General features: G+C 67.4%; 17 protein-coding genes. 11 read left to right on the top strand and 6 right to left on the bottom strand.

Translation table 11 applies throughout. The features are described 5' to 3' along the window. Positions 1–52: 52 nt before the first annotated feature. From G6035_RS10000 to G6035_RS10020, 5 genes are all read left to right on the top strand, one after another. Positions 53–643 (top strand): TetR/AcrR family transcriptional regulator, encoded by a 591-nt coding sequence (locus G6035_RS10000; protein ID WP_176616942.1) that lies wholly within the window; start codon positions 53–55, stop codon positions 641–643. Further along, positions 640–1068: a protein-tyrosine phosphatase family protein gene (locus tag G6035_RS10005; RefSeq protein ID WP_371130954.1), complete on the top strand. Its 429-nt coding sequence runs from the start codon at positions 640–642 to the stop codon at positions 1066–1068. Before G6035_RS10000 ends, G6035_RS10005 begins: the two co-directional genes overlap by 4 nt. Positions 1069–1328: 260 nt before the next feature. Further along, a complete protein-coding gene (locus G6035_RS10010) occupies positions 1329–2297 on the top strand; it encodes a helix-turn-helix domain-containing protein (RefSeq protein WP_176616943.1) in 969 nt (322 codons plus the stop codon). 168 nt (positions 2298–2465) lie between these two features. Further along, entirely contained in the window at positions 2466–3875 is a 1410-nt protein-coding gene (locus G6035_RS10015) for an aldehyde dehydrogenase family protein (RefSeq protein ID WP_176616944.1), read from the top strand. A gap of 216 nt (positions 3876–4091) precedes the next feature. Beyond that, positions 4092–5594, top strand: a complete 1503-nt coding sequence (locus tag G6035_RS10020) for an APC family permease (protein ID WP_176616945.1) — start codon at positions 4092–4094, stop codon at positions 5592–5594. Positions 5595–5688: 94 nt separating this feature from the next. Here G6035_RS10020 and G6035_RS10025 read toward each other — a convergent pair whose 3' ends face one another. The 6 genes from G6035_RS10025 to G6035_RS10050 all read right to left on the bottom strand — a co-directional run bounded on the left by G6035_RS10025 (position 5689) and on the right by G6035_RS10050 (position 12530). After that, positions 5689–7296: a sulfatase gene (locus G6035_RS10025; RefSeq protein WP_176616946.1), complete on the bottom strand. Its 1608-nt coding sequence runs from the start codon at positions 7294–7296 to the stop codon at positions 5689–5691. Further along, positions 7293–8102 (bottom strand): ABC transporter ATP-binding protein, encoded by an 810-nt coding sequence (locus tag G6035_RS10030; protein WP_176616947.1) that lies wholly within the window; start codon positions 8100–8102, stop codon positions 7293–7295. Before G6035_RS10030 ends, G6035_RS10025 begins: the two co-directional genes overlap by 4 nt. Positions 8103–8173: 71 nt before the next feature. Beyond that, positions 8174–8947 (bottom strand): ABC transporter permease, encoded by a 774-nt coding sequence (locus G6035_RS10035; RefSeq protein ID WP_176616948.1) that lies wholly within the window; start codon positions 8945–8947, stop codon positions 8174–8176. Positions 8948–8949: 2 nt separating this feature from the next. Next, positions 8950–9717, bottom strand: a complete 768-nt coding sequence (locus G6035_RS10040; RefSeq protein WP_176616949.1) for an ABC transporter permease — start codon at positions 9715–9717, stop codon at positions 8950–8952. 32 nt (positions 9718–9749) lie between these two features. Further along, entirely contained in the window at positions 9750–10733 is a 984-nt protein-coding gene (locus G6035_RS10045; RefSeq protein ID WP_176616950.1) for an ABC transporter substrate-binding protein, read from the bottom strand. 60 nt (positions 10734–10793) lie between these two features. Beyond that, a complete protein-coding gene (locus G6035_RS10050) occupies positions 10794–12530 on the bottom strand; it encodes an amidohydrolase (RefSeq protein ID WP_371130955.1) in 1737 nt (578 codons plus the stop codon). A 216-nt stretch (positions 12531–12746) separates the two neighbouring features. Here G6035_RS10050 and G6035_RS10055 point away from each other — a divergent pair, with 216 nt between their 5' ends. The 6 genes from G6035_RS10055 to G6035_RS10080 all read left to right on the top strand — a co-directional run bounded on the left by G6035_RS10055 (position 12747) and on the right by G6035_RS10080 (position 19275). Further along, positions 12747–13355 carry a TetR/AcrR family transcriptional regulator gene (locus G6035_RS10055; protein WP_176616951.1) on the top strand — a complete coding sequence of 203 codons (609 nt, stop codon included), beginning with the start codon at positions 12747–12749 and terminating at the stop codon, positions 13353–13355. Positions 13356–13535: 180 nt separating this feature from the next. Continuing rightward, on the top strand, positions 13536–14516 hold the full coding sequence (locus tag G6035_RS10060; RefSeq protein WP_371130959.1) for a formylglycine-generating enzyme family protein: 981 nt from the start codon (positions 13536–13538) through the stop codon (positions 14514–14516). 150 nt (positions 14517–14666) lie between these two features. Beyond that, entirely contained in the window at positions 14667–15398 is a 732-nt protein-coding gene (locus G6035_RS10065) for a helix-turn-helix domain-containing protein (protein WP_176616994.1), read from the top strand. Between the two features lie 152 nt (positions 15399–15550). Then, positions 15551–17020: a fumarylacetoacetate hydrolase family protein gene (locus G6035_RS10070; RefSeq protein WP_176616953.1), complete on the top strand. Its 1470-nt coding sequence runs from the start codon at positions 15551–15553 to the stop codon at positions 17018–17020. After that, positions 17020–17709 (top strand): GntR family transcriptional regulator, encoded by a 690-nt coding sequence (locus tag G6035_RS10075; RefSeq protein WP_176616954.1) that lies wholly within the window; start codon positions 17020–17022, stop codon positions 17707–17709. Before G6035_RS10070 ends, G6035_RS10075 begins: the two co-directional genes overlap by 1 nt. Before the next feature lie 36 nt (positions 17710–17745). Further along, a complete protein-coding gene (locus tag G6035_RS10080) occupies positions 17746–19275 on the top strand; it encodes an aldehyde dehydrogenase (RefSeq protein ID WP_176616955.1) in 1530 nt (509 codons plus the stop codon). The last annotated feature ends 15 nt before the right edge of the window (positions 19276–19290 follow it).

A 19290-nucleotide genomic window follows, 5' to 3' on the forward strand; every position in this document is an offset into this window, starting at 1 on the left:
CAAGGGGCCAGCCCCGTTTTGTTTGCCGCAACCGCCCGCCAGGAGAACTTCAGTGCCCAAGATCGTCGACCACGACCAACGCCGGCTTGAGCTGGTCGACGCCACCTGGCGGATCATTGCCCGGCACGGCATCGAGGGCGCCACCATGCGGGAAGTGGCGCTGGAGGCCGGCTTTGCCAACGGGGCGCTCAAGCCCTACTTCCCGACCAAGGACGCGCTGCTCACCTTCGCCTTTGGCCACGTCTTCAACCGCACCAATGAACGCATTGCCGGCACCTCGGCCGGCAAGGTGGGGCTTGAGGCGCTGCGCGCCTTCTGCCAGGAAGTGCTGCCCCTGGACGAGGACCGCATCAACGAGGCCCGCATCGTCATCCCGTTCTGGCAAAAGGCCCTCACCGACCCCGCCAAGGCACAGCTGCACGAAACCTCCATGAACCAGTGGCGCGCCACCATGGAAAAACACCTGCACCAGGCGCGGGGCCGCGGCGAGGTCACCGCCGCGGCCGGCGACGAGGACATCGTCAACCAGCTCATGAGCATGCTGCTGGGGGCGCAGATCGTCGCAGCCATGTCCCCCGGGGAGCACCTGCCGGCCCAATTGAGCGAGGCCCTGGACGCCTACCTGCTGCTCCTGCGCGCGTGAGCGGCAGCTGGGACGAGCACGGGATGGGCGTGCTGCGGCTTCCCTCGGGCCGGCTTGTCCGGGGCCGGTCCCTGTTGCGGCCCCTCCCGGATGGCCTCCAACCGGATTTTGCGCTCTACCTCTTGGGACACCGGCCCCCGCAGGTCGCCTGGGAGAGCCGGTGGCTGCGCTGGCATGACCTTTGGCTGCCCACGGACCGCGCCGGGACCGTCGATGCCCTGCATGAGGCGTGGGACCGCGCAGCATCGGAGCGGGTGGAGGTTGCCTGCCTGGGAGGGCAGGGACGCACCGGGACGGCGCTGGCCTGCCTGGCCGTGCTGGACGGCCTGCCCGCAGCCGATGCCGTCGCCTATGTCCGGGCCCACTACAACCGGCGGGCGGTGGAGACCCCCTGGCAGCGCCGCTTCGTGGTGCAGTTCACCTGAGCGCCGACGCGGGTCCGCCGAATGCGATCAGGCAGCATTCGACCCGTCACTTACGGCGGTTGCGAAGGGTCAAAGCCGCCATAAGTGACGGCTCGCACACGGACCCCGCCACCGGCGCCGTCCAAGAAATGCCGATACCCGACGCGACTGGTTGACCGGCCGGCCGGCGAAAGGTTTTTCGCCCGATGTCGAAAATAAGTGACAGGGGCCACATGGACCCGTACCATGATGACAAGCACTACCTGCCACGAAGGACTCCCATGAATTCCGCCCTCGACACCGCCGACGCCGTCCAAACCGCCGTCGCCGATTCCTTCGCCGCCTGGCACGACCTCGTCTCGGAATCGTTTGTTCCGCTGCATGTCCGTTCCGGGGACCCCGGCCACTTCCGCGGACAGCTGCGCTCGAGGCTGCTGGATGAGCTGGCCATCGTCGAGGTCACGGCCTCCGGGCACAGCGTCCACCGCACGCCGTCGCTCATCGCCAGCACGGACAGGCTGTACTACAAGCTCAACCTGCAGCTTTCCGGCACGGGGATCCTCGTCCAGGACCGGCGCGAGGCGGTGCTGCGCCCCGGCGACCTGGCCGTCTACGACACCCACCGCCCCTACACGCTCGCTTTCGAATCCGACTTCCGCACCCTGGTGCTCATGTTCCCGCACGACGTCCTCGACCTGCCGTCCGGTGCCGTCGGCACGCTCACGGCCGTTCGCATGGCCGGCGACGAGGGGCTCGGGCGGATGATCAGCCCCTTCATGACGGAGCTCGCGGACAACCTGGACATCCTCTCCGGCCCCAGCGGCCACCGGCTGGCCCACAACACCATTGACCTGCTGGGCACCCTGCTCGCCGCGGAGCTGGACCGCCGCCCCGGGGGCGCCGGCAACCCGCACGAGGAACTGCTGGGACGGATCCGCCGGTTCATCGAGGCCAACCTCGGCGACCCCCTCCTGTCCCCCGCCGGCATTGCGGCCGCGCACTTCATCTCCACCCGCCACCTGCACAATGTATTCCAGGAAGCGGGCACCACGGTGGCGCAGTGGATCCGCACGCGCCGGCTGGAAAACTGCCGGCGCGAACTGCGCGACCCCCTCCAGGGGCACCGTTCGGTCAGCGCCATCGCGGCCCGCTGGGGTTTCGTGGACGCGGCGCACTTCAGCCGCATTTTCCGTGCCGCCTTTGGAGAGCCGCCCAGCAGCTACCGGCGCGCAGCCCCCGTCGCGGCGTAGGCACCCCCGGGGCCTGCCGGCCGGGACGGGCCGCCACGGCCGGCTTGTTCGCCCACGGTCAACCGGCGTTCACGCATAGACAAGACTTCCCCGGCGGCCCGGGCGAGACTGGGGATGACACGGCACGGCCCCGCCGCCCCTGGGCCCCAGACTCGAAGTGGAGCATTCATGGAAACGCAAACCGACATCCTGACCGCCATTGCACCGGCCGGCGGCGAGACCCGCACCATCCTGGACCCGGCCACGGGCGAGGCCGTGGGCCAGGCCCCGGTCCACACCGTGGCGGACCTGGACCGGGCCGTTGCGGCGGCCGCGGCCGCGCAGCCGGCCTGGGCGGCCCTGGGCCACGAGGCGCGCAGCGCCGCGCTGCTCAAGGCGGCCGACGCCGTCGAACGCCACGCCGAGGAACTCGCCCGGCTGCTCTCCCGTGAGCAGGGCAAGCCCCTCAACGGCCCCAACGCCCGCTTCGAGGTCGGCGCCTGCGCCGCGTGGCTGCGCGCCACCGCCGCCACCGCGCTGGAGGCCGAGACCGTCGTGGACGACGGCGAAACACACGCACAGATCCACTACCGCCCCATCGGCGTCGTCGGCGCGATCGGGCCGTGGAACTGGCCCATGATGATCACCGTCTGGCAAATCGCCCCGGCCCTGCGCATGGGCAACACCGTGGTGGTCAAGCCCTCCGAATACACGCCCCTGAGCGTGCTCGCCCTGGCCCGGGTGATCAACGCCGAACTGCCCACAGACGTCCTGCACGTCATCTCCGGCGGCCGCGACGTCGGCGCCCGGCTGGCCGAACACCCCGCCGTCGGCAAGGTCATGTTCACCGGCTCCACCGCCACGGGCAAGGCCATCATCCGCTCCTCCGCCGACACCATCAAGCGCCTCACCCTGGAACTGGGCGGCAACGACGCCGGGATCGTGCTCCCCGACGCGGACCCCAAGGCCATCGCCGAGGACCTGTTCTGGGGCGCGTTCATCAACACCGGCCAGACCTGCGCCGCGCTCAAGCGCCTCTACGTCCACACCGACATCTACGACGACCTCTGCCAGGCCCTGACCGACGTCGCCGCGGCCATGCCCATGGGCGTGGGCCTGGACGAGGCCAACGTGCTCGGGCCCCTGCAGAACAAGGCCCAGTTCGACATCGTCAGCGCCCTGGTCCAGGCCGCCAAGGACTCCGGCGCCCGTGTGCTGCTCGGGGGCAACCCCGACCCCGACCAGCCCGGCTACTTCTACCCGACCACGCTCGTGGCCGACATCGACAACGACAACCCGCTCGTGGCCCAGGAACAGTTCGGCCCCGCACTGCCGATCATCCGCTACGACACCATCGACGACGCCGTGTCCATGGCCAACAGCCTGGACGTGGGCCTGGGCGCCTCCGTCTGGTCCGCGGACCTGGACGCGGCCCGCGAGGTCGCCGCACGCATCCAGTCCGGCACCGTGTGGATCAACAAGCACGGCGCCGTGGACCCCCGCATCCCCTTCGGCGGCGCCAAGCAGTCCGGCTACGGCCTCGAATTCGGCGTTGAAGGCCTCAAGGCCCTCGGCGTCCCCCAGGTCATCAACGGCTAGGCACAAGCTCCGGACCGCCCCAGCGACGGGACCGCAGCCACACTGTGGCTGCGGTCCCTTGGCCTGCCCCGGGCCATTGCAGCCGGCATTCCCCGGCGGGGCGTGCGTGCCGAACAACCCTGCACGGGAAGTCAAGCGCAATGCCGTGAACAACAAACGGGTGCCTGTGACAACTGACACACTCGAGATATCTTTATTCTCCCACTGGAGGTTTTAATGTCACACGAACGAACACTTCCCCCCACCGGCAACGTCGCCGACAAGGGGCCCGGCACGGGGCTGAGCAAGCGCACGCTCGGTGTGCCCGCACTCGTCTTCATGATCATCGCCGCCTCGGCCCCGCTGACGGTGATTGGGGGCGGGGTGCCGAGCAACTTTGCGGTCAGTGCCAACCTCGGCGTCCCGCTGTCCTTCGTTTTGCTGGGCGTCTGCCTGGCACTGTTCGCCGTCGGCTATGCAGCCATGAGTTCGCACATCCGCAACGCCGGGGCGTTTTACGCCTACATTTCCCAAGGGCTGGGCCGTGCCACGGGCGTTGGCGCGTCATGGGTGGCACTGGTCTCCTACAACGCCATGCAGGTGGGCATCTATGGCCTGTTCGGCTTCGCCCTTGCGTCCTTCATCAACGGCAAGCTCGGCACCAACCTTCCCTGGTGGGCGGCCGCGCTTGTCGGCTTCGTGATCGTCGGCTGGCTCGGCGTGAACAAGGTGGACCTCTCAGCCAAGGTGATCGGCGTGCTGGTGGCCGGCGAATTCCTGGCGGTCATCGTCTTTGACGTGATCTCCTTCGCCGTCAGCCCCGAAGGTGTCAGCGGCGCCGGCCTGGCGCCGTCGGACCTGTTCACGGCCAGCATCGGCGCCGCCCTGTCGTTCAGCATGGCCGCCTTCATGGGCTTCGAGTCGGCTGCCATCTACAGCGAGGAGGCAAAGGACCCGAAACGCTCGATCGCACGGGCCACCTACATCGCCGTCGGCGTCATCTCGGTGTTCTACGCCGTGTCCTCGTGGGCCATGGTGATCGGCACCGGGCCAAGCCACATCATCGGCGAATCCCAGAAGCAGGGCCCGGACCTGCTCTTCAACTTCCTCACGGCCCATGGCGCGGTCATCGTCTCGGACATTGCCCAGGTCCTGTTCGTGACCAGCCTGCTGGCCGCCCTCATCGCCTTCCACAACGCCGTGGCCCGCTACACGTTCTCGCTCGGGCGTGAGCGCGTGATCCCGCGCGCACTCGCCCGGGTCAACTCCCGCCACGCCCCCGTGGCCGGCTCCCTGACCCAGTCCGCACTGGCGCTGGTCCTGCTGGCCATCTTTGCGATCGCCGGCACCGGTTCCGACCTTGGTCCGCTCTACCCCGTGCTGACGTTCTTCACGTGGCTGACGAACACCGGCGCGTTCGGCCTGGTGCTGCTGCTCGTGATGATCTCGGTGTCCGTCATCGGATACTTCCGCAAGCACAGGGGCGAATACTCCACATGGACCCGGCTCGTCGCACCTGCCCTGTCGGCCCTCACGCTGGGCACCGTGTTTGTGCTGATCGTGGTCAATTTCAACGTGCTGATCGGCTCCACCAAGTTCTCCCCGCTTTCCGTCATCCTCCCGGCGATCGTGGTGGTGCCCGGCGTCGCAGGACTGCTCTGGGGCCTGCGGCTGAAGAAGTCGCGTCCCGACGTCTACCTCGGCATCGGCTACGGCGGTGCCCCGGATCTGGAAGACTGAGCGGCACAACTGCCCCGGGCGGCACGGCCTGCGCCGTGCCGCCCTTGCGCATTTTCGGCTCCGCCACGCTGAGGACCACACCTGGTTTGCGCGCTCAGGCCGACGCCGTCGGCCTGGTCCCCATGACGCCCAGGGCCATCGTTTCCTCCAGCATCAGCTCCGTCAGCTGGCCCAAAAGCTGGGCGTGGCCGGTGTCGTCGGCCAGGTTGTCCAGCTCGTCCGGGTCGGACAGGAGGTCGTAGAGCTCGGTGGCGGCGGCCGTCCCGAAGTACCGGGTCAGGCGCGCGCGCCGCGTCAGGACCGAGCGGATGCGCACCGGCGCCGGAAGCCCCGGCAGCCCGAATGGCTGGTCCTCCTCAATGATCAATGCCTCACGGACGGCGTCCACGCTGCCCTCCAGCAGCGGCACCAAGGACTGTCCCTGAAGTCCGCGGAACGCCGCCGTCCCGGTCAGCTCCAGCAGGGTCGGCGCCAGGTCGGCGGTGCTGACAAGTGCGGCGGTGGAGCGCGGTGCCGTGCCGGGAACCCGGATGGTCAGGGGGACGTTGGTCACTGCCCGGTAGTGGGTGAAGTGTTTGAGCATCAGCCCGTGATCTCCCAGAAGGTCACCGTGGTCGCTCGTGAACAGGACGACCGTGTCGTCGTCGAGCCCCTGTGCGCTAAGGGCGCCCAGCACCCGGCCGATCTGCTCGTCCATGAGCGTGATCAAGCCATACTGGGCCGCGGCCGCATGCCGGTACTGGTCCTCGGTCACGGACCACGTCATGGTTGAATCGCTGCCCGGAGTTCCCCGGTGGTCGATAAGTGCCCTGATGTGTTCGGGCGACTTGCTGTGGTCCTGGTGGAAGCCCGCGGGCAGCGGGATGTCCTCCGGACTGTAGAGGTCCGCATACCCTGCCGGCGGTGAGAAGGGGTGGTGCGGGTCGGGAAACGACACAAACAGGAAGAAGGGCTCGTCCTCCCCGGCCAGGGCCTCGATGCGTTCGATGGCCTTGTCCGCCACATAGCTGCTCGGGTGCGCTTCGACGGGGACGGCCGTTTCATACACCTGTTCCCAGCCCGGGTACACCGTCACGGCGTTTCCCGCGCCGCCCAGCCGGCGCGGGTCCCAACCACGCCCGGCGGCCCAGTGGCGGTAGTGCCCGCCGGGATTGTCGCCGTGGCCCACCACCAGGTCCACGTGCTGGTAGCCGTAGTAATCCTTGGGCAGCCGCAGGAAGCCGGCCTCATGGTCGGACCGGTTTTCCCACCTGTCCCAGCCCGGTTCCCGGTCAAACTCGGCGGCATCGCGATGGTTCAGGCTCAGCAGCAGCGGGTCGGTCGCCTCGATCTCCGCCCGTTGGTCGTCCTCGAACGGCCACCCCATGTTTTGGTGGTGCAGCTTGCCGACGGCGGCCGTGTTGTAGCCATCCAGGGCCATGTTCCGCACCATGGTGCTGGCATTCGGATCCATCGTGATGCCGTTGCAGCGTGTGCCGTGTGCCGAAGGCCAACGGCCGGTCAACAGGCTGGCCCTGTTGGGCATGCAGGTGGGGTTGGCCACGGTGGCCTCGGTGAAGACCACGCTCGCCGCAGCAAGGCGGTCAAGGTGGGGGGTCTTGACCACCGGATTGCCGGCAAAGCCGAGGTGGTCGGCCCGGAGCTGGTCGGCAATGAAGACGACGACGTTGGGTCGGCGCCCTGCGCCTGAAGCCTGGCTCATGCCGGCCTCTTGATCAGGGACAGCACCTCGGTGCGCTGCTGGGCAAACCCGGGCAGGGAGCGGGTGGTGATCTGGTCCCGGGGCCTGGGCAGGTCCAGGTCGATGGTTTTGAGCACGCGCGCGGGCTTGGAACCAAGGACCACCACCCTGTCGGAGAGGTAAACCGCCTCGTCGATGTCGTGTGTCACCACGAGGATTGTCATGTTGAAGTCGTCGCGGATTTTCAGGCACAGGTCTTCAAGGTCAAAGCGGGTCTGTGCGTCCACGGAGGCGAAGGGTTCGTCCATGACCAGGATCTCGGGGCGGTAGGCCAGGGCACGGGCGATGGCCACACGCTGCTGCATGCCGCCGGAAAGCTGCCACGGATACTGGTGCTCAGCATGTGTAAGGCCCACAGCTTCCAGGGCGCTGTCGCAGCGTTCCCGCAGCTCGGCGGCCGGCAGCTTCAGATGCCGCAGCGGCAGCAGCAGGTTCTTGCGCACCGTCAGCCATGGCATGAGGGAACGGTTGTAGTCCTGGAAGACCAGCGCCATTTCCCGCGGCGGCCCGTCAATGACCCTGCCGTCAATGGCCGCGCTGCCGCTGGTGGCGGTCTGCAGGCCGGCCAGGCATTTGAGCAGGGTGGTCTTGCCGACGCCGGAAGGGCCGACGATGCAGACAACCTCGCCGGTTTCCACGGTAAAGGTCAGGTCCTCGATGATGACCTTGGCCTTGCTGCCGGTGCCGTAGGACTTGGCCAGGGACTTCACGTCCAGGCGCGGCAAGGCCGCCGGCCGTTTCGCTGTCGTGGCTGCTTCGTGGGACATGGCTTTTCCTTGGTCGGGGGCACACGTCTGTGCCGGGCTGGTGCGGACGGAAGAGGGTAAGGCTGAAAGCATCATGAGGCCTTTGCGAGTTGTCGTGAACCGATATACCAAGCCAGCAGGCGGCGCCGGCCCAATTCGAAGATCATGTTGGCGGCAAATCCGATGACGCCCAGCAGCAGGATCCCGGACCACATGTCCGCAATCATGAAGCTTTGCTGGGCCAGGAGTGTCATGGCGCCGATGCCCTGGGCGGGCCCGAGCATTTCGCTGGCGATCATGACGACGAAGGCGGTCTGCAGGCTGACCTGCATGCCGGAGGCAATGTGCGGACCGGCCGCGGGCAGGTAGACGCCCAGGACCTTTTCCCGCGTGCTGAGGCGGTAGACGGCGCTGACATCCTTGAGCGTTGAATCCACGCCGCGCAAGCCGTCCACCGTCGCGATCAGGGTCGGAAAAACGGCAGCCATGGCAATGCTGGTGACTCGCATCTCCACGCCGAAGCCGATCAGTGCGACGAAAATCGGCACAAGCGCCACCGGGGGAATGCTGCGGAAGAAGTGGATGACCGGGTCAAGATATTCCCCGACCTTCGGCAGCATGGCCAGCACGAATCCCAGTCCGACCCCGATGACGCTCGCCAGGGCGAAGCCGATGACGAGGTTCAGCAGGCTGACCAGGATGTCCGACTGAAAATGGGCGAACAACCACAGGGCCTGAAACCGTTCCAGGATGTAGCTCAGCGGCGGGAAGAAGGTATCCGTGGAACCGGCGGATACGGCGAACCAGGCCAGGATGAGGATCACCGGAGTGCCGATGCCAAGCACCAGGTACAAGGTCTTGCGCATGGTCACACCATCTCTTCACGGTAGGAGGGGTGCCAGTGCAGCAGGCGGCGTTCGCCGAGGCGGGACAGCCCGATGAAGAGCAGGCCCAAGATGCCCAAAACCAGCACGTAGGCGTACAGGGACGCATAGTCGCCGGCGGACTGCGCCACGTAGAGGTTCTTGCCCAGCCCCGGTCCACCTCCCAGCAGTCCGGCGACGACGGCAACAATCAGGGCCACCGGTGCGGCCACCCGCAGGGCGGTGCCGATGAACGGCATCGCACTGGGCAGCACGACGCGCCACAGGATCTCGACGCGGCCCAGCCCGTAGGAACGGGCCGTGTCGCGCGCCACCGGGTCGGTGTCGTGGACGCCGGCCATGGTCTGCGTGATGATCGGGATGAGGCAGCCAAAGAACGTGAGCAGCCAGGCCATCTTTGCCGTGGGGCCCAGAATGAGCACCACCAACGGAAGGATGACGATCGGCGGCACCGGCTTGAGAAATTCCAGCAGCGCCAATGTGGAGTAGCGGGCCGCGGGAAAACTGCCGACCAGGACGCCGAGCACGATGCCGGCGAGGGCGGAGGCGATCAGGCCGAGCAGGGCCACGCCAACCGTCTGTCCGACGGCGGACCAGAACGCGCCGCCGGAGACGTCGGCACCTAGTGCTGCGAACGTGGCGAGCGGCGACGGGAGCGCGGCCCCGGCCAAGTGCGTGCCGGCGATCAGCTGCCAGAGCACGATCGAACCAAGGAGCCCAAGTGCTCCCCGTCCCAACTGGTGTGGCTTCATGGTGTTGTCCTTAGCAAGGGAAGCGGTGCTGACTATTTGAACAGGACGCCGTCGAGGTTTACCGGGGCACCCAGGTACCCAAGCTGGGCAAGTTGCGTATTGACCCGCTGGATGTCCGTGATGCTGACGGAGGTCGGCCAGAAGGTGTGGGCGCCGCTTTGGATGTCCGACAGCGGAACCTTCGTCAGATTTGCGCCGACCTGCTGGCACTCGGCCAGGTGGGCGTTGCAGTAGGCGTTGGCCTTGTTGATGCCGCGCGCAAAGGCTTGCAAGGCTGCGGTTTCCTTTGTCGTTGTGCTTGCACCCGAGACATAAAGGCCCACGGCACCCTCCTTGAAGAAGGCGACGCCGGGCGATGACAGCCTCACGTCCCCGGCCGACTGGGCCTTTCCGGTGAACGGCGAGACGAGGCCGGCCGCATCCACGCGGCCCGAGTTCAGGGACTGCAGCGCCGAGGAGAAGTCCAGCACGGTCCACTTCACGGTGGACGGGTCGCCGCCGGCGTCCTTGATGACTTTGGAGATGGTGACCTCCAGCTGTGCCTTGCGCGCGGGGACGGCGATCGTCTTGCCGACCAGGTCCTTGGGACTGGTAATGGGGCTGCCCTTGGCCACAAACAGGCCGGTGTCATCGACCTCGGCCAGGTTGGGCGGCTGCTGGTCGGCCGGAGCGTACCCGTCGGCGGCGGCGACGACCTTCAAGGGGACATGCTGGCTGAGGGCGTTCAGCAGCGGGATCGACGGCGAATACGCCAGGTCCAGCTGCCCGCTCTGGGCGGCCGCGATGCCAGCCGGCGGGTTGGCTATCGTGGAATCCTCGATGGTGAGCTTTTCGGCCTTGAAAAAGCCCTTTTCGATGCCGATCTTCAGGGCTGCGTCGGAGCTCAGTCCGATGGTGCCGACCTTCAACGTGGTCATGCCGTTGCTGTCCGGACCGGAGGCGTTTGACGGTGAGCCGCACCCGGCCAGGGCCAGGGCAAGCAGCCCGGCGAGTGCAAAGGGGAATCGTAGTTTCATGGTGCTCCTTGAAGTGGTGGGAATGCCAGTGGTGGTGCTGCAAAGTGATGTTGGGAAGGCCTATGCCGGCCAGCCGGACAGGTCATGGACGATTTGTCCGCCGACGGCGGTGAGCACCACTTGGCGCTCCATGAGTTCCTCGATCCTGTTCTCGTCGGGCCAGGGCCCGTCGAGGACGCAAAGGTCTGCCACCATGCCGGGGCGGAGTGTGCCCTTGTACGTTTCGGCATGGTCCTGCCAGGCTGGAAGCGACGTCATGGCTGCCAGTGCCTCGAGGGAAGTGATGCGTTCAGGGTCATTGGCCGCGCCCGCCCGGCTTGGGGTGGCCCTCCGGACGGCGGCGATGATTGTCCGGCGCCAGTCCGTGGACGTGACGGGGGAATCGGAGGCAAGGTTCACGGCGGCTCCGGCGGAGAGGGCCGAGCGCAGCGGCTGATGCCGGGCAAAACGCTCTTCCCCCATGACGCCGCGCATCAGGTCCCCCGCCGTGGCACGGATCAAGGGGTTGGTGCTGTAGCCGATGCCCCGTCTTGCCATGGTGTGCAAGGTTTCGTTTCCGCTGAAGGCTCCGTGGATGATGTAGTGCCGGCGTTCCGGGCCCCGGCCCGGCGCGAGGCCTGACAGGAGTTCAACCGCGGTTTCGGTCGCGGCGTCGCCGGTGGCATGGATGCCGGCCTGGAGCCCGGCGTCGTCAATCAGCGCCAAAATCCTGCCCAGCTCGGCGACCCGCTCCTCGTCAGTGTCCCCGGCGACGACGAGGTGGCCGTGTGTGCATTTGGCGCCGTACGGTTCATGCATCCAGGCGGTGTTGCTGCGCGGGATGCCGTCGGAGAAAACCTTGACGCCGGCGACCGCGAGTCGCCGCGGGTCGATTCCCCGGCTCAGATAGGTGCCGGCAAGCCCCGAGGAAAGGCCTCGCCTTACGGCGGCCGCGCTCACCCCGCCCGTCCCCGCGAAGAGCATCAGGACGGCAACCCGGAGACTTAGCTCATCGGCAGCGGCCATGTCGCCAAGCAGCTCGAGGGCTCCGGTGGTGCCCGAACCGTCGAACAGTCCAGGGCTTCCGGGCCCCAAGCCGGGCTCTGTCAGCGACGTGATGCCCCGGGCGTGAAGGAGGGCCTGCGTTTTCAGCAGTGCCGAGTGCAGGACAGTGCGTGGCACATCCGGCAGTACGGAGTTCATCAGGACGGCCGCCCCGTCCTGCAGCAAGCCGGTGGGCGAACCGTCGGCATGGCGTTCAATCACTCCGCCGTCAGGATCGTGGGTGGCGTCCGTGATGCCAGCCCGGCGCAGGGCGGCCGCGTTGGCGAGCAGCTGGTGTCCCGTCTGGTCAAAGGCGACCACTGGAACGTCCTGGCGGCATTGCGCCAGGGCCTGCGCCCCACCAGGCCCGAGGGTCGCTGAATCCCATCCGTGGGCACGGATCCACCCGTCAGGTGGAACCGGGCTGTTGCCCAGGATGCCGACAACTTGGTCCCAGTTGGCCGCGGCTGCTGCACCGATCTTGACATGGCCAAAGAGCGTCATGGCAGTGCCCACCAAATGAAGGTGTGCATCGTTGATGCCTGGAAGCACTGTGCCGCCGCGCAGGTCCACCAGGCGTGTGGCCGGCCCGGCGAGGTGACGGAGTCCGTCCCCGCCCACGGCCGTGACCACTCCCCCGGTTATGGCCAGGGCAGAGGCACCGTGGACCTGCGCAGCACGATCCGGGCCGGCCGGCAGTTCCCCGGTCAGGACGGTACCGCCAAACAGGACCAGGTCAGGGGTCTGGCTTGGGGCTTCCCATGGTGTCGACACGCAATCACCTCTCTGTGATCCAGCTAACTTTCTAAGAGTATGTCAGATGACTTGATCAATTGACTAGATCTGGGCGTATTATTTTTTGTATAGCCTGAGGGCAGAGATTTGGAGAGACCTGCAACACTGTCCGGGCACTGTCCCGGCTACGCTGCAGGGATCTGGCCGCGCAGCGGAATCGCCGTTGCCGGACCGGCCGGCTGGGAAGGGGAAAGCATGGCGCGCATTTCAGCCGACGACCGGCGCAGCGAGTTTGTCCGCTCGGCCGCGCGGGTGATAGCCAACCATGGTGTTGCGGCGGCCACGACGCGCCGCATTGCGGCGGAGGCCAATGCTCCGCTTGCATCGCTGCACTACTGCTTTCGCAACAAGGACGAGTTGCTGCAGGAGGTCTACAACTACCTCAGCCGTGACTACGCGATGGCACTTCCGCCCGTGCCAGCCTCCACGGCCGGGCTGGCGCACGTCATGGAAGCGCATGCCCTGCGTGTTTGGGACCGCATGGTCCAGAACCCTCACGAGCAGGTCACCACTTTTGAGCTGTTGCTGCGCCGCTTCCGGGTCGACGACGGCGGCCAGCCGCAGGCCCTGGCCATGAACCAGTCGATGTACAACGGCTGGATCAGCTCCACCATGGCGCTGTTCACCGATGCCGCCGTGGCCGCCGTCGAGCCGATTCCGTCCAACCTGGAACAGGTCACCCGGCTCTTCATCTCGGGAATCGACGGCATCAGCATGCAGCACCTGGCCGACCCCGATGAAGCCAGGTCGAAGGAACTGGTCAAGTTACTGGCCCTCAGCCTGTCCAGGGCACTGGCCTACTGAGAACGCCCAGGGATTTCACGGTACGCTACACGTGGCCCGGCCGGTTTTCGGCCCTGCGGCCCTCACCGCCGAGCCGCCGGATGGCCCGCCGATTTTACGGTTTTTACGAACAAATCGGTCCAGGTACGTCCCATCGCATGAAGACATAGGAACAAGGGAAGCGCGAGGTCCCAGATGGAAATGCCAAGCTGCTGCAGTCCGGGCCGCGGGCAGGCCGTGCCGGAAACGCATGGCGTCCTGCCGGCACCCGTTCCCGCCGCGCGGGCCGCCGGCCCGGAATCGGTCCACGACGACGTCCTGGTCCCGGCGGGGACGTTCGCCATGGGCGACCCCTTCGACGAGGGCTACCCGGCCGACGGCGAGACGCCCGTCCACCAGGTCAGCATCTCCGCCTTCCGCATCGACGCCACCACCGTCACCAACGCCCGGTTCGCCGCCTTCATCAACGCCACCGGCTACCGCACCGACTCCGAAGCCTACGGCACCTCCGCCGTGTTCCACCTCGCCGTCCAGGCAGACCAACGCGACATCCTGGGCACGGCCGCCGGCACACCATGGTGGCTCAACATCCGCGGCGCCGACTGGGCCCACCCCGCCGGGCCGAAATCCACCTGGCACGACATCCCGGACCACCCCGTGGTGCAGGTCTCCCACACCGACGCACTGGCCTACTGCGCGTGGGCCGGGCGGTCCCTGCCCACCGAGGCCCAGTGGGAATACGCGGCCCGCGGCGGCCTGCCCCAGGCCCGCTACCCCTGGGGCAACGAACTCCACGGACTGGCCGCGGACGGCACCAGAGTCCATCATTGCAACATTTGGCAGGGCGCCTTCCCCACCGAAAACACCGGCGACGACGGTTTCCTTACCACCGCCCCCGTGCGCAGCTTCGCACCCAACGGGTACGGGCTCTTCCAAACGAGCGGCAACGTCTGGGAATGGTGCGCCGACTGGTTCCTGCCCAAGTACTACAAAACCTGCCACGGCCAGGGCACCCTGACCGACCCGCCCGGGCCCACCATCGGCCGCGGCCGCGTCATGCGCGGCGGCTCCTACCTCTGCCACGACTCCTACTGCAACCGCTACCGCCTCGCCGCCCGCAGCCACAACTCCCCCGAATCAGCCAGCGCCAACTGCGGCTTCAGAACCACAACAACCGCCTAACCAATGCTGCTTGGCGCAGGGGCAGCACCCCCGGCCACGGGCCACTTCTTGTTCGTTATCTGAATCAGAAGTTCCAATATAGGATGAATGTGAAATGTGGCAGCAACCACAAGCGCCGGCAGCCCGCCGCCGGCCACTGATTAGGACGGCATAGTGAGCTCAGCTTCAGCAGACGGCACCCCGGCCAAAACCCCGGCGCATTCACAAACCTTGTCGCGCGGCATCCGCGCGCTGGAAATCCTGGCCGAAGCCCAGTCTCCCATGACCATTGCCGAGCTGTCCGCCGCACTGGGCGTGCACCGCTCCATCGCCTACCGGATCCTGCGCACCCTGGAGGACCACTCGCTGCTGATGCGGGACGACGCCGGGCGCGTCCAGGCCGGACCGGGGCTGGCGGCACTGGCCCGCGGCGTCAATCGCAACCTGCAGACGGCGGCCCTGCCGGAACTGACGGAACTGGCCAATGAACTGGACATGACCACCTTCATCGCGGTCTGGGACCACCGCGCGTCGGTCACCCTCCTGACCGTGGAGCCGCGCCATTCGGGGGCCACCCTGGCCCAGCGTCCGGGCACGCGCCACTCCTTTAGTTCCGGCGCGCCCGGCATCGCCATCCAGTCCGCCATCAGCGAGGACACTTGGGAGCGGCTGGCACCGGGCCTGCCCTACCGCCCGGAAGCCCGCGCCGCCAGGGCCGCCGGATTCGCCACGAGCCACGACGAGGTCCTGCCCGGAGTCGCCGCCATCGCCGCCCCCATCCACATTCCCGGCGGCATGCCGGCCGCCATCTGCGCCATCTCCCTCGGCCCCAGCACCGACCCCGCATCCATCGGCGCCCGGCTCGCCGCCAGCGCCCACGTCATCGAGGCTCAGCTCCAGTAGGTGCCAGCCCGCGGCCGGAAATTCACCCCGCCCAAGGGCTTGACGTGACCGTCGCAACACGGATATGGTGATCGTATACGATATCGTACTTGATATTGGCGGCCGGTCCACCGGCCGCGGCAAGCCGTCAACTTCCATCCCAGGAGTGTTCCGTGGAACAAGTCACAGCAGACACGCTCAAGCAGGCCGGCAAGGTCATCGCCGTCCATCTGGCGTACCAGTCCCGGGCGGACCAGCGCGGGCGCACCCCGGCAAACCCCTCGTACTTCCTCAAGGCGTCGTCGTCCCTGAGCCTGAGCGGCTCCGACATTGAGCGCCCCGCCGGCTGCGAGCTGATGGCCTATGAGGGTGAGATCGCCCTGGTCATCGGCACGGCCGCCCGCCGCGTCAGCCCCGAGGAGGCCTGGTCCCACGTCGGGTACGTCACCGCCAGCAACGACCTGGGCATCTACGACATCAAGTACGCGGACAAGGGCTCCAACGTCCGCTCCAAGTCCGGCGACGGCTTCACGCCCTTCGGCCCGGCCCTCATCCCGGCCGCCGACGTCGACCCGGCCGGCCTGCGCGTGCGCACCTGGCTCAACGGCGAACCCGTCCAGGACGACACCACGGCCGGCCTGATCTTCCCGTTCAGCCAAATCGTCGCGGACCTTTCCCAGCTCATGACGCTGGAACCGGGCGACGTCATCCTCACCGGCACCCCCGCCGGTTCCTCGGTCGCCGTCCCCGGCGACGTCATCGAAGTTGAGGTTGACGCCCCCGCAGCCGGCTTGTCCACCGGGCGCCTGCGCACCACCGTCACACAGGGCACCGCGGAATTCGCCGCTTTCGGCAACCAGCCCAAGGTCTCCGACGCCGATCGCGAAGACGCCTGGGGCTCGGCCGAGGCTGCCGGCCTGACGCCGAAGGGCCTCAGCGCCGACCTCAAGCGCAAGCTGACCAGCGTGGGCACCGCCACGCTCAGCGCCCAGCTGCGCAAGCGCGGGCTGAACAACGTCAGCATCGACGGACTGAAGTCCACCCGCCCCGAACTGCGGATCGCCGGCACGGCCCGCACCCTTCGCTACGTGCCCAACCGCGAAGACCTGTTCAAGACGCACGGCGGCGGCTACAACGCCCAGAAGCGCATCATCAACACGCTCAACGACGGCGAAGTCCTGGTCATGGAGGCCCGCGGCGAGCCCGGCACCGGCACCGTCGGGGACATCCTGGCCCTGCGTGCACAGATCAATGGCGCCGCCGCCATCGTGACCGACGGCGGGGTCCGCGACGTTGCCGCCGTCGCCGCCCTGGACATGCCCACCTTCTTCACCGGAGCGCACCCCGCCGTCCTGGGCCGCAAGCACATCCCGTGGGACACCGACCTGACCATCTCCTGCGGCGGCGCCACCGTGCAGCCCGGCGACATCATCGTCGGCGACTCGGACGGCGTCCTGGTGATTCCGCCGTCGTTGGCGGAGGAAGTGGCCGACGACGCCATCGTCCAGGAGCACCAGGAAACCTTCATCGCCGAAATGGTCTCCGAAGGCAACAGCGTGGAGGGCCTGTACCCGATGAACGCGGCGTGGAAGGCGAAGTTCAACGACTGGGCCGCCACGCATCCGAATCCCGCGGCGCAGTAATGAGCCCCGAGACAGCCAGCAAGTCGGAGCGGGCGTACGCCGCCATCAAGGAGAAGATCCTTGGCGGCGGGTACACGCCCGGCTACCGGCTGGTGCTGGCCAAGCTGGCCGAGGACCTCGGGTTCTCCGTGGTGCCGGTCCGCGAGGCCGTCCGCCGGCTCGAGGCTGAAGGCTTTATCACCTTCGAGCGCAACGTGGGGGCCACGGTGGCCGGGATCGATCCCACCGAGTACCTGTACACGATGCAGACGCTCAGCATTGTGGAAGGCGCCGCCACGGCACTCTCGGCACCGCTGATCGGCCCGGAGGACATCGCCCGGGCCCGGGGCGTCAACGCGGCCATGCGCGAGTGCCTGGAACATTTTGACCCGGTCCGCTTCACGGCGTTGAACCTGGAATTCCACAGCGTCCTGTTTGAAAACTGCCCCAACCCGCACATCCTGGACATGGTCCACCGCGGCTGGAACCGGCTGCAGGCGCTGCGGTCCTCCACGTTCAACTACGTTCCCGGCCGGGCCAAGGAATCCGTTGCCGAACACGAGGCCCTGCTGAAACTGCTGGAAAACGGGGCCGATGCCGACACGGTGGAACGCGCCGCCCGCGCCCACCGCGCGGCCACCCTGGACGCCTACCTGGCCCGCGGCACACCAGAACAGCAGGCCCGCATGCCGCTGTCCCCCACTTACTAAAATCCCACAGAACACCTGAAGAAAAGGAATTTTCCCATGGCTGAGCACTACATCCCGGACAACCTGCCCACACACCTGCAGCACTACATTGGCGGCAAGCTCGTCGACTCGATCGACGGCGACACCTTCGACGTGCTGGATCCGGTCACGAACAAGCCCTACATCAAGGCCGCCTCCGGCAAGGTCGCCGACGTCGCCGCCGCGGTTGCCGCCGCCAAGGACGCCTTCGAGAACGGCCCCTGGCCGGGCATGCTGCCCCGCGACCGCTCCCGCGTGCTGCACAAGATCGCGGACATCGTCGAGACCCGCGGCCGGGAACTGGCCGAGTTCGAATGCTTCGATACCGGCCTGCCCATCACGCAGGCACTCGGGCAGGCCCGCCGCGCAGCGGAGAACTTCCGCTTCTTTGCCGACCTGATCGTGGCCCAGCACGACGACGCCTTCAAGGTTCCGGGCCGGCAGGCCAACTACGTCAACCGCAAGCCGATTGGCGTCGCCGGCCTCATCACGCCGTGGAACACCCCCTTCATGCTGGAGTCCTGGAAGCTGGGCCCGGCGCTGGCCACCGGCAACACCGTGGTACTCAAGCCGGCCGAGTTCACCCCGCTTTCCGCGTCCCTGTGGCCCGGCATCTTCGAGGAGGCCGGCCTGCCGGCAGGCGTGTTCAACATCGTGCACGGCTTCGGTGAGGAAGGCTACGCCGGCGACTCACTGGTCAAGCACCCGGATGTCCCGCTCATCTCCTTCACCGGCGAGTCCCGCACCGGCCAGATCATCTTCGGCAACGCCGCACCCTACCTGAAGGGCCTGTCGATGGAGCTGGGCGGCAAGTCCCCCGCCGTCGTCTTCGCCGACGCCGACCTGGAAGCCGCCATCGACGCGACGATCTTCGGCGTCTTCTCCCTCAACGGCGAACGCTGCACCGCCGGCTCGCGCATCCTGGTCGAACGCAGCATCTACGACGAATTCGTGGAGCGCTACTCCGCCCAGGCCAAGCGCGTGAAGGTTGGCCTGCCCCACGACGACGCCACCGAGGTCGGCGCGCTGGTCCACCCCGAGCACTTCGAGAAGGTCATGTCCTACGTGGAGATCGGCAAGACCGAAGCCCGCCTGACCGCCGGCGGCGGCCGCCCCGCGGAGTTCCCGGAAGGCAACTTCATCCAGCCCACCGTCTTTGCCGACGTCGCCCCGGATGCCCGGATCTTCCAGGAGGAGATCTTCGGCCCGGTCGTCGCCATCACCCCGTTCGACACGGACGAGGAGGCCCTTGAGCTGGCCAACAACACCAAGTACGGACTGGCCGCCTACATCTGGACGAACGACCTCAAGCGGGCACACAACTTCGCCCAGGACGTTGAAGCGGGCATGGTGTGGCTGAACTCCAACAACGTCCGCGACCTGCGCACCCCGTTCGGCGGCGTGAAGGCCTCCGGCCTGGGCCACGAGGGCGGCTACCGCTCCATCGATTTCTACACGGACCAGCAGGCCGTCCACATCAATCTCGGCGCCGTCCACAACCCCGTCTTCGGCAAGGCCGAGGACGCCGCCGAAGTGATCGACGCCTAACCCCCACCCCAACCG

This window comes from Arthrobacter sp. SDTb3-6, from assembly GCF_013376095.1.
In the GTDB taxonomy this organism is placed as follows: Bacteria; Actinomycetota; Actinomycetes; order Actinomycetales; family Micrococcaceae; genus Specibacter.

Bases quoted from the DNA above. Each gene is read 5' to 3' on its own strand.
- G6035_RS10080 (WP_176616955.1), top strand. From the start codon at position 17,746: ATGGCTGAGCACTACATCCCGGACAACCTGCCCACACACCTGCAGCAC.
- G6035_RS10055 (WP_176616951.1), top strand. From the start codon at position 12,747: ATGGCGCGCATTTCAGCCGACGACCGGCGCAGCGAGTTTGTCCGCTCG.
- G6035_RS10025 (WP_176616946.1), bottom strand. From the start codon at position 7,296: ATGAGCCAGGCTTCAGGCGCAGGGCGCCGACCCAACGTCGTCGTCTTC.
- G6035_RS10020 (WP_176616945.1), top strand. From the start codon at position 4,092: ATGTCACACGAACGAACACTTCCCCCCACCGGCAACGTCGCCGACAAG.
- G6035_RS10030 (WP_176616947.1), bottom strand. From the start codon at position 8,102: ATGTCCCACGAAGCAGCCACGACAGCGAAACGGCCGGCGGCCTTGCCG.
- G6035_RS10015 (WP_176616944.1), top strand. From the start codon at position 2,466: ATGGAAACGCAAACCGACATCCTGACCGCCATTGCACCGGCCGGCGGC.
- G6035_RS10040 (WP_176616949.1), bottom strand. From the start codon at position 9,717: ATGAAGCCACACCAGTTGGGACGGGGAGCACTTGGGCTCCTTGGTTCG.
- G6035_RS10045 (WP_176616950.1), bottom strand. From the start codon at position 10,733: ATGAAACTACGATTCCCCTTTGCACTCGCCGGGCTGCTTGCCCTGGCC.
- G6035_RS10035 (WP_176616948.1), bottom strand. From the start codon at position 8,947: ATGCGCAAGACCTTGTACCTGGTGCTTGGCATCGGCACTCCGGTGATC.
- G6035_RS10075 (WP_176616954.1), top strand. From the start codon at position 17,020: ATGAGCCCCGAGACAGCCAGCAAGTCGGAGCGGGCGTACGCCGCCATC.
- G6035_RS10060 (WP_371130959.1), top strand. From the start codon at position 13,536: ATGCCAAGCTGCTGCAGTCCGGGCCGCGGGCAGGCCGTGCCGGAAACG.
- G6035_RS10010 (WP_176616943.1), top strand. From the start codon at position 1,329: ATGAATTCCGCCCTCGACACCGCCGACGCCGTCCAAACCGCCGTCGCC.